Source organism: Listeria sp. MAN/IMW/UF464 (genome assembly GCF_058683955.1).
In genome coordinates this window covers 325,740-340,908 of sequence record NZ_JBZWZP010000002.1, presented here as the reverse complement: position 1 = coordinate 340,908, position 15,169 = coordinate 325,740, and the positions used below count along the sequence as shown (strand labels likewise).

The window sequence follows — 15,169 nt, the reverse complement described above, 5'->3', positions numbered from 1 at the left end:
ATAGGAGGTCGATCTATGCTACACCTTATTACTGTATCACTCGCTATTTTGATGGCGCTACAAACCATATATTTCTTCATTCGGAAAAACGTCAATATGGGAGTTATGTTTTTACTAATAACTGCCGCCCTTCTTCTACTTAGCACAATTTAGTGGAACATTCGTCGCGACAGCTTGCTTTAACTCTTGTTGCATAATACCAATTCCAGTCGCACCTTCAAGTGGAAAACTGAATGGCTGTTTACCGTCAGTAATACTCATTAGTAACCCTCTGAATTTTTTGCCGCCTAACATCGGGATTGGTTCAGAAGGGTTTATTTGTAGTTGCTCCCACTGTTCTTTCAGTTCATCAAGCTGAATTGTGTCTTCCCCTACCCCTTTCATCGTAAAACGGACATCATAGGTTTTTGCAACAATATCATCTGGTCTTAAAAATCCGTATTTTGGGGATAAAATCAAATAATTATCCGCAAACTGTTCCGCATAAGCTTTACTTAAACGATGAAACGTTCCGGTATACACTTCACTTGCCTTAACTGGACCAATATCCGGAAGCTTATCCCAAATTTTTGGTTTTCCTGAGGCGATAATAATCAGGTTTGTTTTATTGGATATTCCCACATCATCACTCTTCCTTGTTTCTCTTCAGTATCTTTTTCTTTAATATGTACAAAATGATTATGCTTTAGTACTTGGATAGAAGCTTCGTTTTGCTCATAACATCTAGCAAATATGCGGTTAATGACGGGTTGGTTTTCTAGCCAATCAATCATACTAATGAGCGCTTCTGACATATATCCTTTATTTTGATAATCTGGAACAATACTATAGCCAATTTCGATTTCTCCTGTTTTATCTGGGTTTCCTTGTCCGCCAATTTCACCGATAATTTTATTTTCTGTTTTTAAAACGACTAAACGTGTCCATTTAATCATTTTATCGTCTTTTTTTACATTTTCTAATACATATGGCAAATAAAAAAAGAAATCAATTCCGGGCCAGTCAGGCGACACGTGGTAGCCGCTTGTTTTTTCTAAAGCTTCTGTCCCATTTATCGTTGCTTGAATCATTTCTAATGTGTAATTTATTAAAATTAATCGATCTGTTTCCAAATTATCCACAGCAAAAACCTGACTTTCCTACTAATTTATTACTTTCAATTTAGCAGAATTTGCTATAAAAACGCAACTAATGTGTGATTTTTTATCCAAAATATTAATTAATTCGAGTAAAACTATAAAAATAAAACTATTCTGACTATATACTTGACCTTTCATTTTTGAATGCGCTTCCATTTAAGTTATAAGTCAAATATAAGACCAGGTACTAATTTAGTATAAAAGAGTAAGTTGCTTGAATTGTGCAAACTGACGGAAAACTTTCAAAATAACAATTGACAATCGCATGGCAACCATATATATTAAATAATAACATAACATTTCTTGATATTAATTTTTTTCAAAAATGTGCGACTAATCGGAAATCTAAAACCATTTAACGAAGGGGATAATGACTTATGAAAACGACCAAATCAGTCATTACAATTTTATTACTCTAAAAGGACTTTGAGCACTGTAGAAATTTACAGTAGTTTGAGTCCTGTTTACGTTAAATGGGATTCTGGCAAAGCATCCCATTGTTTTCATCATTGGGGTGCTTTTTCTTTAGCTAGATTTCAAGGTTTAAGCATAGAAAAGTAACTATCAAGCAAGCAACTACTTATTCATATATATTAATGCCACGCTATTTTGCAAATTCTAAAAATTCAGCGTCGGCAAATAATTCTTAATTAGAAATGGGGTAAAGTCATATGCGTAGTGACAAAATTAAAAAAGGTGTTGAACAGGCTCCAGCAAGAAGTTTGCTGCATGCCACAGGTCAAATCAAAAGTCCAGGTGATATGGATAAACCATTTATCGCTATTTGTAACTCTTACATTGATATTGTGCCAGGTCATGTTCATTTGCGAGAACTTGCGGATGTGGCTAAAGAAGCTATTAGAGAAGCTGGCGGTATCCCATTTGAATTTAATACGATTGGTGTAGATGACGGCATTGCTATGGGGCATATCGGTATGCGTTACTCCCTCCCTTCTCGTGAGGTTATTGCTGATGCGGCTGAAACTGTCATAAATGCACACTGGTTCGATGGTGTTTTCTACATTCCAAACTGTGACAAAATCACACCCGGGATGCTACTTGCTTCTGTTCGTACAAATGTACCTGCTATCTTCTGTTCTGGTGGTCCTATGAAAGCTGGATTATCTGCTCACGGAAAAGCCCTTACTCTTTCTTCCGTTTTTGAAGCGGTTGGTGCTTTTAAAGAAGGCAGTATGTCACAAGAAGATTTCCTTGATATGGAAGCAAACGCGTGCCCGACTTGCGGCTCGTGCGCAGGAATGTTCACTGCAAACTCAATGAACTGTTTAATGGAAATCCTCGGTATGGCTGTTCCGGGAAATGGTACAACGCTTGCTGTTTCGGATGCACGCCGAGAACTTATTAGAGAGTCAGCATTCCATTTAATGGATTTAGTGAAAAAAGATATTCGTCCTCGTGACATTATTACTAAAGATGCGATAGATGATGCATTTGCTCTAGACATGGCAATGGGTGGCTCTACAAATACTGTTTTACATACACTCGCCCTTGCAAATGAAGCTGGGATTGAAGATTACGATTTAGAACGTATCAATGACATCGCTAAACGCGTCCCTTACCTTTCCAAAATCGCCCCTTCTTCTTCTTACTCGATGCATGATGTTCATGAAGCTGGCGGCGTTTCTGCCATTATTAAAGAACTTGTTGATCTTGGCGGCGCTATTCATCCAGACCGCATAACGGTTACTGGAAAGACAATTAGAGAAAATGTTGCTGATGCAAAAATTAATAATACAGACGTTATCCATCCAAAAGAAAATCCTTATAGCCCAGTTGGTGGACTTTCGATGCTGTTTGGAAATATCGCACCAAAAGGAGCAACTATCAAAGTTGGTGGTGTAGATCCTTCTGTACAAGTTTTCAAAGGAGAAGCTATTTGCTTTAGCTCTCATGATGAGGCGGTTGAAGCCATTGATAATCATACGGTTCGCGAAGGTCATGTAGTAGTTATTCGCTATGAAGGTCCAAAAGGCGGACCAGGAATGCCAGAAATGCTAGCTCCAACATCTAGTATTGTTGGCCGAGGTTTAGGTAAAGACGTCGCACTCATTACAGATGGCCGTTTCTCCGGAGCAACACGCGGGATTGCAGTAGGTCACATTTCTCCTGAAGCTGCTGCTGGCGGTCCAATCGCACTTGTTCACGACGGAGATATTATCACAATTGATTTACCAAATCGGACGTTAAATGTAGATGTTCCAGATGAAGTTTTAGAAGAAAGAAGAAAAGAATTACCGAAATTTAAAGCCAAAGTAAAAACTGGTTATCTTGCAAGATATACTGCCCTCGTAACAAGTGCTCACACTGGTGGTATTTTGCAAATTCCAGAAGATTTAATCGACTAAAAAAATGAGGTGATAAGCGTGATTGATACGACGAAGACAAATGAAAAAGCGACAAAAAAGCTAAATAAAAGTGGAGCTGAACTTTTAATTGACTCCTTGAAAAAACAACAAGTCGAAATGATTTTTGGGTATCCAGGTGGCGCTGTTTTACCTCTTTATGATGCCTTTTATGACTGTGATATTCCGCATATTCTAACGAGGCATGAACAAGGAGCGATTCATGCTGCTGAAGGTTATGCCCGCGTAACTGGGAAACCTGGTGTCGTTGTTGTAACGAGTGGACCTGGTGCAACAAATGTATTAACTGGTATTGCAGATGCGATGAGTGATTCTATTCCTTTAGTTATTTTTACAGGCCAAGTTCATACGCCTGGTATCGGAAAAGACGCTTTTCAAGAAGCAGATATGATTGGACTCACCATCCCAATTACTAAATACAACTACCAAGTTCGTGATGTTCGTGACTTACCAAAAATTGTCAACGAAGCTTTTCATATCGCAAATACTGGTCGCAAAGGTCCTGTTGTTGTTGATATTCCAAAAGATATGGGTATTACTCAAACGGACACGGTTCGTCCTGATACGATTGACTTGCCGGGTTATCAACCGACTTATTCACCTAATCCACTACAACTCGAAAAATTAATGCAAGCTCTTTCCGCTCGTAGTAAGCCTCTTATTCTTGCAGGAGCTGGTGTAAACCATGCTAGAGCTACGGCTGAATTACTCGAATTTGCTGAACGTTATCAAATTCCTGTTGTTAATACACTGCTCGGTCTTGGCAGTTTTCCGCAAAACCATGATTTATTTCTTGGTATGGGAGGAATGCACGGTTCTTACGCAGCAAATATGGCGTTAACTGACTGCGATTTACTCATTAATTTTGGTTCAAGATTTGATGATCGCCTTGCTAGCGCGCCAAAAGATTTTGCTACGAAAGCAACCATTGCTCATATCGACATTGATCCCGCTGAAATCGGCAAAATTATCGAAACCCAAATTCCAATTGTTGCCGACATTAATGAAACACTCACACAACTGTTACAAATGGAACTACCGGTTCACCCAGATACATCACATTGGTACAAATTAAATATGACTCGTAAAAACCGTCATCCTTTTAATTTTGATAGGACGAAAAAAGCGGAAATTAAACCACAGCGTGTAATTGAACTTATTGGTGAAATTACGCAAGGTGAGGCGCTTGTTTCTACCGATGTTGGACAGCATCAAATGTGGACAGCTCAGTTCTATCCGTTCCAATTTGATCACCAAATTATTACAAGCGGTGGTCTTGGCACGATGGGCTTTGGATTTCCAGCAGCGGTCGGCGCACAACTTGCTTTCCCCGACAAAACAGTAGTCGCGGTTGTTGGTGATGGTGGTTTCCAAATGACAAACCAAGAACTAGCAATTTTAAACGATTATCAGATTAATGTAAAAACAGTCATTATCAATAACGGGTCTCTAGGAATGGTTCGTCAGTGGCAAGAAAAATTCCACGGTGAAAGATATTCCCATTCGATTTTCACGAGTCAACCTGATTTTGTGAAATTGTCTGAAGCATATGGGGTTAAAGGCGTTCGTTTGACAAATCCTGAAACGCTTGAAAAAGATTTAAGAAAAGCGTTCGCGCACCCTGGCCCAATTGTCATTGACGTTCATGTTGCAAAAGATGAACTAGTACTTCCAATGGTTCCAAGCGGTAAACCAAATCACCAAATGGAAGGAGTGGAATAAATGCGCCGAATCATTACTGCTACAGTGAATAACTCATCTGGCGTACTAAATCGTATTACTGGGGTTATCTCCAGACGCCAATATAATATCGATAGCATCTCTGTTGGCTGGACCGAAATCCCGAATGTTTCTCGGATTACCATCGTCGTCCATGTCGACTCACTATACGAAATTGAACAAGTAACCAAACAGCTTAACAAACAAATCGATGTGCTTAAAGTAAGTGATATTACTGATGACGCGCACATTGAACGCGAACTCGCTTTACTTAAAATCAACTCCCCTGCTGCTTTACGTTCTGAGCTAAACGCAGTAATCGAACCATTTCGCGCCACCGTCATTGATGTCGGTACTAAAAATGTCGTCATTCAAGTAACTGGTACAAGCGAAAAAATTGATGCTTTCGTTGATACAGTTCGACCATATGGCATTAAACAAATGGCTAGAACAGGTGTAACTGGCTTTACAAGAAGTCCTAAAAAAATGGGCTGAAATCATTAACTACAGAGCAATTCGTTGCTTTGCTAGCATCAGAATAGCATCTCGCTCTTCTGAAATATAAAAAGAAACTAGTTGGAGGTTAGGAAAAATGACAAAAGTTTATTATGAAGATGCAGTAAAAAATAACGCACTAGAAGGTAAAACAGTAGCAGTAATCGGGTACGGTTCACAAGGCCATGCGCATTCGCAAAACCTACGTGACAATGGCAATAACGTTATTATCGGAATTCGTGAAGGTAAATCTGCCGAATCTGCGAGAAATGATGGCTTTGATGTTTATTCTGTTAGTGAAGCAGCTGAAAAAGCAGACGTTATTATGATTCTTTTGCCAGATGAAACACAAGGTGAAACGTATGAAAATGAAATCAAGCCTAACCTAAAAGCTGGCAATGCACTTGTTTTCGCTCATGGTTTTAATATTCATTTTGACGTAATTAATCCTCCAAGCGATGTGGATGTTTTCCTAGTAGCTCCAAAAGGTCCTGGTCACTTGGTTCGCCGTACTTTTGTTGAAGGTGGCGCTGTCCCTTCCCTATTCGCTATTTACCAAGATGCAACTGGAAATGCACGTGATACAGCTCTATCTTACGCAAAAGGCATCGGTGCAACTCGTGCTGGCGTTATTGAAACTACTTTCAAAGAAGAAACAGAAACGGATCTATTTGGTGAACAAGCAGTTCTATGTGGAGGCGCTACTCATCTTATCCAAGCTGGATTTGAAACACTAGTTGAGGCTGGCTACCAACCGGAACTTGCTTATTTTGAAGTACTACACGAAATGAAGCTAATTGTTGATTTGATGTATGAAGGCGGTATGGAAAAAATGCGCCACTCGATTTCTAATACAGCAGAATACGGCGACTATGTTTCCGGCCCTCGTGTTGTTACAGCTGATACGAAAAAAGCAATGAAAGAAGTACTTACCGACATTCAAAATGGTAACTTTGCTAAATCATTCATTGACGACAATAAAAATGGTTTTAAAGAATTCCATAGAATGCGCAAAGAACAACAAGGTCATCAAATCGAAAAAGTTGGTGCAGAACTTCGCGAAATGATGCCATTTGTAAAACCACAACATTAATACTTACCGCGGATTGCTAGGCGAGTTTTTCGCCTAGCAACCGTTTATCCTTTTTCAATATGAGTTTAAGCAAGAACGTGTTTCTTCCCTAAACTGATACTGAAAGCAGGAAAAATCCACGCTTCCCTATCTAATATAAAACAAGAGGTGAAATCGAATGAAGAAAATCCAGTTTTTTGATACTACACTTAGAGATGGCGAACAAACCCCTGGAGTTAATTTTGACGTAAAGGAGAAAATCCAGATTGCCTTACAACTCGAAAAACTTGGAATTGATGTGATTGAAGCCGGCTTTCCGATTTCTTCTCCTGGAGATTTTGAATGCGTCAAGGCAATTGCAAAAGCGATTAAACATTGTTCTGTAACAGGGCTAGCACGCTGTGTTGAAGCGGATATTGACCGCGCGGAAGAAGCGCTTAAAGACGCAGTTTCCCCGCAAATACATATCTTCTTAGCAACGAGCGATGTGCATATGGAATACAAATTAAAAATGAGTCGGGCGGAAGTTCTTGCTTCCATTAAACACCACATTAGTTATGCGAGACAAAAATTTGACGTTGTACAGTTTTCACCAGAAGATGCAACGCGCTCAGATCGTGCTTTTCTTATTGAAGCAGTTCAAACCGCGATTGATGCTGGAGCTACCGTTATTAACATTCCAGATACAGTCGGATACACTAATCCAACTGAATTCGGACAATTGTTTCAAGATTTGCGCCGGGAAATAAAGCAGTTTGATGATATTATTTTCGCGTCCCACTGTCATGATGACCTTGGAATGGCTACGGCTAACGCGCTCGCTGCAATTGAAAATGGTGCGAGACGCGTTGAAGGTACAATTAACGGTATCGGTGAACGTGCTGGAAATACGGCGCTAGAAGAAGTTGCCGTCGCACTTCACATCCGCAAAGATTTTTATCAAGCAGAAACAAATATTGTCTTGAATCAATTTAAAAACTCAAGTGATCTAATTAGTCGTTTGTCTGGTATGCCAGTTCCTCGTAATAAAGCCGTAATAGGTGGAAATGCATACGCACATGAATCCGGTATTCATCAAGATGGCGTTCTAAAAAACCCAGATACGTATGAAATCATCACCCCTGCTCTTGTTGGTGTTGATAAAAATTCCCTCCCTCTTGGCAAACTTTCTGGAAAACATGCCTTCAATACACGAATGGAAGAAATGGGTTATACGCTGAGTGAACAAGAACAAAAAGATGCTTTTAAACGTTTCAAACAGCTTGCAGATGCAAAAAAAGACGTGACCGAAGAAGACTTGCATGCGCTAATTCTTGGTCAATCTTCTGAATCTCATGATGCTTTCGAATTAAAACATTTACAAGTACAGTACGTTACTGGCGGTGTCCAAGGTGCCATCGTGCGGATTGAAGAACGTGATGGAGCGTTAATAGAAGATGCAGCAACCGGCTCAGGAAGCATTGAAGCCATTTATAATACTATTAACCGACTAATGAAACAAGATATTGAATTAACCGATTATCGTATTCAAGCGATTACAGCAGGCCAAGATGCCCAAGCAGAAGTCCATGTCGTCATTAAAGATGATAATGGCACTGAATTCCATGGTATCGGTATCGATTTTGATGTTTTAACAGCTAGTGCTAAAGCTTATTTGCAAGCATCTGGAAAAAGCAAATCTACAAGTAAGCAAGCTGATTTCGAGGAGGTAAAGTAACGTGGCATATAAAATTACTTCCTTAGCTGGCGACGGAATTGGACCGGAAATTATGGCTTCCGGAATCAAAATATTAGAAGCTATCGCTGCCAAATACAATCATACATTTGAAATTGAATCGCACCCTTTTGGAGGAGCCGGAATTGATGCAGCTGGTGATCCAATCCCTCCTGAAACTTTAAAATCCTGCCAAAATGCCGACGCAATTTTACTTGGGGCAATTGGTGGTCCTAAGTGGGATAATGCGCCTAAACGACCTGAAGACGGCTTACTTGCACTCAGAAAAGCGCTTGGTCTTTTCGCTAACATCCGCCCTATTCAAGTCCCTAGCTCGATAACGCATCTTTCTCCTTTAAAAAAGGAAATTGTTGAAAATACTGATTTTGTTGTTGTTCGTGAGTTAACTGGTGGACTTTACTTTGGGGAACCGAAACATTGGGATGATGTAGCTGCTGTTGATTCTTTAACCTATACTCGCGTGGAAATCGAACGAATTATAGAAAAAGCATTCGAAATTGCATCGACACGAAATAAAAAAGTAACTTCTGTTGATAAAGCAAATGTGCTAGCTTCAAGTAAATTATGGCGCAAAATTGCTGAAGAAGTAGCAAGTCGTCATCCAGATATTACATTAGAGCATTTGTACGTTGATGCTGCTGCAATGCTAATGATTCAGCGGCCAACGACATTCGATGTAATCGTAACGGAAAATTTATTCGGTGATATTTTAAGTGATGAAGCGTCTGTTATTACTGGCTCACTTGGGATGCTCCCTTCTGCTAGTCATGCTCAAAATGGACCTTCTTTATACGAACCAATTCACGGATCTGCACCAGACATTGCTAATCAAAATATCGCCAATCCAATGTCAATGATTTCTTCTGTGTCAATGATGCTCCGTCAATCTTTTTCACTTTTTAAAGAGGCAGATGCGATTGATGCGGCTACAGCAAGAACGATGCAAGCTGGATTTTTAACCGCTGATCTTGGAGGTAATACTTCCACAACCGATTTTACAAATGAAGTTCTAAAACAAATTGAAGGAGGAGAATAAAATGGGGAAAACACTTTTTGATAAACTTTGGAACCGCCATGTCATTTATGGTAAAGAAGGTGAACCGCAATTATTATATGTTGACCTTCATTTGATTCATGAAGTTACTTCTCCTCAAGCGTTTGAAGGACTTAGAATGGAAAATCGACCACTGCGGAGACCAGATAAAACATTTGCTACAATGGATCATAATGTTCCTACTGAAGACATTTTCAACATTCAAGATTTAGTTGCTAAAAAGCAAATTGAAGCACTACAAACTAACTGCGAAGAATTCGGGGTAACACTAGCTGATATGGGTAGCGACCGCCAAGGAATCGTGCATATGGTTGGACCTGAAACTGGTCTTACTCAGCCTGGAAAAGTGATTGTATGTGGAGATTCGCATACTGCGACACATGGTGCTTTTGGCGCGATTGGCTTTGGGATTGGTTCCAGTGAAGTAGAGCATGTTTTTGCGACCCAAACTATTTGGCAACAAAAACCAAAATCTATGGGTATTGAAATTAATGGAAAACTTCCCAAAGGCGTTTATGCAAAAGATATAATTTTGCATTTGATTGCCACATATGGCGTCGCTTTTGGAACAGGTTATGCGGTTGAATATTACGGCGAAACGATTCGCAATATGTCGATGGAAGAACGTATGACGATTTGTAATATGGCTATTGAAGGTGGCGCAAAAATGGGCATGATGGCGCCAGACCAAACTACTTTTGAATATGTTCGTGGTCGTGAATATGCTCCTTCTGACATGGAAAAAGCCATTCGTGATTGGGAAACGCTTAAAACTGATCCTGATGCGGAATATGACCTTCATATCGAAATGGATGCTAGCATTTTAGAACCATATGTCACTTGGGGAACAAATCCAGAGATGGGTGTCCCTTTTTCAAAAGCATTTCCGGAAATTAAAGATATGAACTATGAGCGTGCTTATGAATATATGGGACTAAAACCCGGCCAAACAGCAGAAGAAATCGAGCTTGGTTATGTGTTTATTGGTTCTTGTACGAATGCTCGGCTGTCCGATTTAGAAGAAGCAGCTCGTATCGTTAAAGGAAATAAAGTAAAAAATAATATTCGGGCACTAGTCGTGCCTGGTTCTCGCCAAGTTCGTAATGCAGCAGAAGCAATCGGCCTTGATAAGATATTTAAAGATGCCGGTTTTGAATGGCGTGAACCTGGTTGTTCGATGTGTCTCGGAATGAATCCCGACCAAGTTCCAGACGGGGTCCACTGCGCTTCTACTTCGAATCGTAATTTTGAAGGGCGCCAAGGTAAAGGAGCACGTACCCATCTTGTTTCACCAGCAATGGCTGCAGCGGCGGCAATTAACGGACACTTTATCGATATTCGAAAGGAGGCGGTTATTAGTGGAGGCAATTAAAGTACACATTGGTAAAACGGTTGCACTAATGAATGATAATATTGACACCGATCAAATCATTCCAAAAAGTTTCCTAAAGCGAATTGAACGGACTGGTTTTGGCGAATTTCTATTTGATAGTTGGCGCTACCTTCCGAATCGGAAACCAAACCCGGATTTTCCGCTCAATGCTCCTGAACGTCAAGAAGCAACGATATTAATTACAGGAGATAATTTTGGTTGCGGCTCTTCTCGTGAACATGCCGCATGGGCGCTACTTGATTACCGTTTCCGAGTGATTATCGCTGGAAGTTATAGTGATATTTTTTATATGAATTGTACGAAAAATGGCGTTCTTCCTATTGTTCTTCCTAGAGAAGCGCGTGAAAAATTAGCGAAAATCACTGCCGAGGAAAAAGTGACGATTGACTTGCCAAAACAACAAGTCATTAGTTCAGTTGGTACCTATCCATTTGAGATTGATGCTACATGGAAAAATAAATTTATTAATGGGCTGGATGATATTGCGATTACTTTTGAACATATTGACGCGATTAAAGCCTATGAGCAAAAAGTGGATTCCATATAAGAAAAGGTAGTGAGGATGATGGAGTTAGTTGATTTATTAGTGACAGAAGAAGATGTCGAAAAAGCCTATGATGTATTAAAACCAGTTGTCAAGCATACCCCGCTTGAATACGATTTTTACCTGTCAGAAAAATATCATTGCAATGTATATTTGAAACGTGAAGATTTACAACGGGTGCGTTCTTTTAAATTACGTGGTGCTTTTTATGCCATTTCTCGACTGTCAGCAGAACAGTTAGAAAAAGGAGTCACCTGTGCAAGCGCTGGAAATCATGCTCAAGGAGTCGCCTATACTTGTAAACGTATGACGGTTCCGGCAACGATTTTCATGCCAACTACTACCCCACAACAAAAAGTATCGCAAGTGAAATTTTTCGGTGGGAGTAATGTGGAGGTTGTTTTAGTTGGTGACACGTTTGATGCATCTGCTACTGCCGCAAAAGAATTCGCAGCAGAACATGGCCAGACATTTATCCCGCCGTTTGATGATCCAGATATTATCGCAGGCCAAGGATCGCTCGCGGTTGAAATGGTAAAAGATTTAAATAAAGCACATGAGCAAGCGGATTATGTTTTTGCAGGTATTGGTGGCGGCGGCTTAATTAGCGGTGTGGCATCTTATCTAAAAGCGAAAAGTCCAATCACAAAAATTATCGGTGTAGAACCAGCTGGCGCGCCTTCGATGACAGAAGCATTAAAACAAAATCAAGTTGTGACTCTAGATAAAATCGATAAATTTGTTGACGGGGCTGCAGTGAAAGAAGTTGGAAGTTTAACATTTCAGCATGCAAAAGTCTTAGTTGATGAAGTGACAACCGTTTCTGAAGGAGCAGTTTGTTCAACGATTTTAGATATGTATACGAAGCAAGCGATTGTCGCCGAACCAGCTGGTGCTCTTTCCGTTGCTGCTCTCGAAACTTATCGTGAGGAAATCAAAGATAAAACAGTAGTCTGTATCGTTAGTGGCGGAAATAACGATATTAATCGAATGCAAGAAATTGAAGAACGTTCCCTACTTCATGAAGGATTAAAACATTATTTCATCGTCAACTTCTCTCAACGCCCTGGTGCTCTAAAAGAGTTTGTAAATGATGTTCTTGGACCGCATGATGATATTACTAAATTCGAATATACGAAAAAAGTAAATCGAGGCAATGGACCTGTTATCATCGGTGTACTTTTACAAGATAAGAATGATTATGAAGGTTTGCTTGAGCGGGTTGCTGCTTTTGATCCGAGTTATATACCGATTAATGATAACCAAACACTTTACACATTACTTGTTTAAAATGGGTTCTCGCATAAAGCGGGAGCCTATTTATATTACAGTTTATCTGTCTGTTATAGTAACAGTTTATTTTGAAAACCGGTTTAAAATCTTTTGTTTAAGGATATAAAGTAGTATAATGAACATATAGAAATTAAACTGTATTATTTAAAAGCAACTTTTTATATATAACAATTCAAGGAGTGGCAATGATGGACACAGTAAGAAAAAATCGATTATTTCAGCATTCTACAATGGCAGCACTTGTTGGTGGTCTTTTTAGCGGAACGACAAGTTTTAAAGAATTACTACAACACGGTGACCTCGGCATAGGAACGCTTGATCAATTTGATGGCGAACTGATTATTTTGGATGGGGAAGCTTTTCAAATACGCTCGGACGGTCAAGCTTATAAAGTAAAACCGGAAGACACAACACCTTATGCGAGCACTACTTTTTTTGAAGCAGATACGTCTTTTACTGTTTCAGAACCTACTTCTAAACAAACTGTGGAAGAAAAAATCGCCGAATTAGTGCAAGGACCGAACGTTTTTTACGCGGTGAAAATGACTGGGAATTTCCGTTATGTGGACACTCGTGTTGTTCCAAAACAACAAAGACCATATCCGCCACTTATTGAAGCGGTGAAGGAACAGCCAACGTATCACTTTGAGTATATTACTGGTACAATTGTTGGTTTTTGGACACCTGCTTATATTAGTGGTATTGGGGTTTCCGGCTATCACGTACATTTTATTGATGATATGCGCAAAATCGGTGGTCACGTATTTGATTACGAAATGCTTGAAGGTACTGTTGAAGTCGCACAACAAACTGAATTCGAACTTCAGTTACCACAAACAACAGAATTTCTTAGAAGCGATTTAAGCACACCGGATATGTTAGAACAGATTGAAGCAGCGGAAAATTAATAAAAAAACGCCCAAATTAATGGGCGTTTTTTTATTCTGTAATAATTTTATGAATAAGCGTTGGTGCTGTTGCTTGGTCAGCGATTTTGATGTTTTCGTAGATTTTTGCTTTTACATTTTCTACGTCTTCTTGGTCGGCAAAAATCGTTACGAGTGAATCGCCTTCTTTGACTTGATCGCCTACTTTTTTGCGAAGCATTAAACCTACTGCTAGGTTAATTTCGTCTTCTTTTGTTGCACGACCGGCGCCTAGAATCATTGCTGCGATTCCAATTTCATCAGCAACGATTTGACTTACGAAACCGGATGTTTTAGCGGGTACTTCGATTTGGTATTTTGCTTGTGGGAGTTTTTCTGGGTGGTCAACAATACTTGCATCGCCGCCTTGATTAGAAAGGAAGGTTTTGAATTTCTCTAGTGCTGCTCCGTTTTCGATTACTTCGATTAGTTTAGCGCGAGCTTCATCTAAGGTTTCAGCTTGTTTAGCAAGTACGACCATTTGACTTCCGAGTACGAGGACTAATTCAGTTAAGTCTTCTGGACCTTGACCTTTTAATGTATCAATAGCTTCTTTTACTTCTAAAGCGTTTCCGATTGCTTCACCAAGTGGTTGAGACATATCAGAAATAACTGCCATTGTATTTCTACCAACGTTATTACCGATGCGAACCATTGCATGCGCTAGGTTTTCTGCATCTTCATCGGTTTTCATAAACGCACCAGCACCTGTTTTTACGTCAAGTACGATTGCATCTGCGCCGGCTGCAATTTTTTTACTCATAATGGAACTTGCAATGAGTGGAATAGAGTTCACGGTTCCTGTTACATCACGAAGCGCATACATTTTTTTATCAGCTGGAGTAAGGTTACCTGATTGTCCGATAACAGCTACTTTGTCGCGGTTTACTAAGTTAATGAAATCTTTTTTATCTAGTTCAATATGGAAACCTTCGATGGATTCTAATTTATCAATAGTGCCTCCAGTGTGACCTAGGCCGCGTCCAGACATTTTGGCAACTGGAACACCTACTGCTGCTACAAGTGGAGCAAGGACAAGTGTTGTTGTATCACCAACGCCACCAGTACTATGTTTGTCGACTTTTATGCCCTCGATTGCAGATAGGTCAATCGTGTCGCCAGAGCCTACCATTGCCATTGTTAAATCTGCGCGTTCTTGATCGTTCATATCTTGGAAAAAGATTGCCATGGCTAGAGCACTTGCTTGATAATCTGGAATTTCCCCATTTGTATAGCCATCAATGAAAAACTGAATTTCTTCTGTTGATAAAGCTTTGCCGTCCCTCTTCTTGGAAATAATATCCACCATTCTCATTTCTCTTCACCCTTTCTTTTTGTCCACTTTAGCATTTTATGTACCTTTATTGAGAACGGTTACACTTTTTAAGTAAACCGTTTTACTAAACAAGAACATG

14 protein-coding genes are annotated in these 15,169 nt (G+C 39.8%); 11 read left to right on the top strand and 3 right to left on the bottom strand.

All coding sequences use genetic code 11. The features are described 5' to 3' along the window. Positions 1–15 precede the first annotated feature (15 nt). Positions 16–153, top strand: a complete 138-nt coding sequence (locus AC4PG0_RS08905) for a hypothetical protein (RefSeq protein WP_003763184.1) — start codon at positions 16–18, stop codon at positions 151–153. Here AC4PG0_RS08905 and AC4PG0_RS08900 read toward each other — a convergent pair. Both AC4PG0_RS08900 and AC4PG0_RS08895 read right to left on the bottom strand, forming a co-directional pair. Continuing rightward, positions 136–621: a DUF6884 domain-containing protein gene (locus AC4PG0_RS08900; RefSeq protein WP_185501031.1), complete on the bottom strand. Its 486-nt coding sequence runs from the start codon at positions 619–621 to the stop codon at positions 136–138. The genes AC4PG0_RS08905 and AC4PG0_RS08900 overlap by 18 nt on opposite strands. Further along, entirely contained in the window at positions 594–1,121 is a 528-nt protein-coding gene (locus AC4PG0_RS08895; protein WP_185505171.1) for a GNAT family N-acetyltransferase, read from the bottom strand. Before AC4PG0_RS08895 ends, AC4PG0_RS08900 begins: the two co-directional genes overlap by 28 nt. Before the next feature lie 689 nt (positions 1,122–1,810). On the opposite strand from AC4PG0_RS08895, the gene ilvD reads away from it, so the two are divergent. The 10 genes from ilvD to budA all read left to right on the top strand — a co-directional run bounded on the left by ilvD (position 1,811) and on the right by budA (position 13,736). Further along, a complete protein-coding gene (gene ilvD, locus AC4PG0_RS08890; protein WP_003769508.1) occupies positions 1,811–3,505 on the top strand; it encodes a dihydroxy-acid dehydratase in 1,695 nt (564 codons plus the stop codon). Between the two features lie 18 nt (positions 3,506–3,523). Further along, complete coding sequence (ilvB, locus tag AC4PG0_RS08885) at positions 3,524–5,245, top strand: biosynthetic-type acetolactate synthase large subunit (RefSeq protein ID WP_033532888.1); 1,722 nt, start codon at positions 3,524–3,526, stop codon at positions 5,243–5,245. Then, positions 5,246–5,737 (top strand): acetolactate synthase small subunit, encoded by a 492-nt coding sequence (ilvN, locus tag AC4PG0_RS08880; protein ID WP_003723150.1) that lies wholly within the window; start codon positions 5,246–5,248, stop codon positions 5,735–5,737. Positions 5,738–5,834: 97 nt separating this feature from the next. Then, a complete protein-coding gene (ilvC, locus tag AC4PG0_RS08875; RefSeq protein WP_003727977.1) occupies positions 5,835–6,830 on the top strand; it encodes a ketol-acid reductoisomerase in 996 nt (331 codons plus the stop codon). 157 nt (positions 6,831–6,987) lie between these two features. Continuing rightward, complete coding sequence (locus AC4PG0_RS08870) at positions 6,988–8,526, top strand: 2-isopropylmalate synthase (protein ID WP_010991746.1); 1,539 nt, start codon at positions 6,988–6,990, stop codon at positions 8,524–8,526. Position 8,527: 1 nt separating this feature from the next. After that, positions 8,528–9,580, top strand: coding sequence for a 3-isopropylmalate dehydrogenase (gene leuB / locus AC4PG0_RS08865; RefSeq protein ID WP_492167627.1), 1,053 nt, complete (start codon positions 8,528–8,530; stop codon positions 9,578–9,580). A gap of 1 nt (position 9,581) precedes the next feature. Continuing rightward, positions 9,582–10,970 carry a 3-isopropylmalate dehydratase large subunit gene (leuC, locus tag AC4PG0_RS08860; RefSeq protein ID WP_010991748.1) on the top strand — a complete coding sequence of 463 codons (1,389 nt, stop codon included), beginning with the start codon at positions 9,582–9,584 and terminating at the stop codon, positions 10,968–10,970. Then, positions 10,957–11,538: a 3-isopropylmalate dehydratase small subunit gene (gene leuD, locus AC4PG0_RS08855; protein WP_003769516.1), complete on the top strand. Its 582-nt coding sequence runs from the start codon at positions 10,957–10,959 to the stop codon at positions 11,536–11,538. Before leuC ends, leuD begins: the two co-directional genes overlap by 14 nt. Before the next feature lie 18 nt (positions 11,539–11,556). Further along, positions 11,557–12,825 carry a threonine ammonia-lyase gene (ilvA, locus tag AC4PG0_RS08850; RefSeq protein ID WP_492167657.1) on the top strand — a complete coding sequence of 423 codons (1,269 nt, stop codon included), beginning with the start codon at positions 11,557–11,559 and terminating at the stop codon, positions 12,823–12,825. 191 nt (positions 12,826–13,016) lie between these two features. Beyond that, positions 13,017–13,736 carry an acetolactate decarboxylase gene (gene budA / locus AC4PG0_RS08845; RefSeq protein WP_003769517.1) on the top strand — a complete coding sequence of 240 codons (720 nt, stop codon included), beginning with the start codon at positions 13,017–13,019 and terminating at the stop codon, positions 13,734–13,736. A 31-nt stretch (positions 13,737–13,767) separates the two neighbouring features. Here the strand turns inward: budA and AC4PG0_RS08840 are convergent, their stop codons facing one another. Beyond that, positions 13,768–15,069, bottom strand: coding sequence for a pyrimidine-nucleoside phosphorylase (locus AC4PG0_RS08840; protein ID WP_003769518.1), 1,302 nt, complete (start codon positions 15,067–15,069; stop codon positions 13,768–13,770). Positions 15,070–15,169 lie beyond the last annotated feature (100 nt).

Coding starts and splice junctions, on each gene's coding strand:
- AC4PG0_RS08905 (WP_003763184.1), top strand. CDS start 16: ATGCTACACCTTATTACTGTATCACTCGCTATTTTGATGGCGCTACAA.
- ilvD (WP_003769508.1), top strand. CDS start 1,811: ATGCGTAGTGACAAAATTAAAAAAGGTGTTGAACAGGCTCCAGCAAGA.
- ilvN (WP_003723150.1), top strand. CDS start 5,246: ATGCGCCGAATCATTACTGCTACAGTGAATAACTCATCTGGCGTACTA.
- ilvC (WP_003727977.1), top strand. CDS start 5,835: ATGACAAAAGTTTATTATGAAGATGCAGTAAAAAATAACGCACTAGAA.
- AC4PG0_RS08870 (WP_010991746.1), top strand. CDS start 6,988: ATGAAGAAAATCCAGTTTTTTGATACTACACTTAGAGATGGCGAACAA.
- leuC (WP_010991748.1), top strand. CDS start 9,582: ATGGGGAAAACACTTTTTGATAAACTTTGGAACCGCCATGTCATTTAT.
- ilvA (WP_492167657.1), top strand. CDS start 11,557: ATGGAGTTAGTTGATTTATTAGTGACAGAAGAAGATGTCGAAAAAGCC.
- budA (WP_003769517.1), top strand. CDS start 13,017: ATGGACACAGTAAGAAAAAATCGATTATTTCAGCATTCTACAATGGCA.
- AC4PG0_RS08840 (WP_003769518.1), bottom strand. CDS start 15,069: ATGAGAATGGTGGATATTATTTCCAAGAAGAGGGACGGCAAAGCTTTA.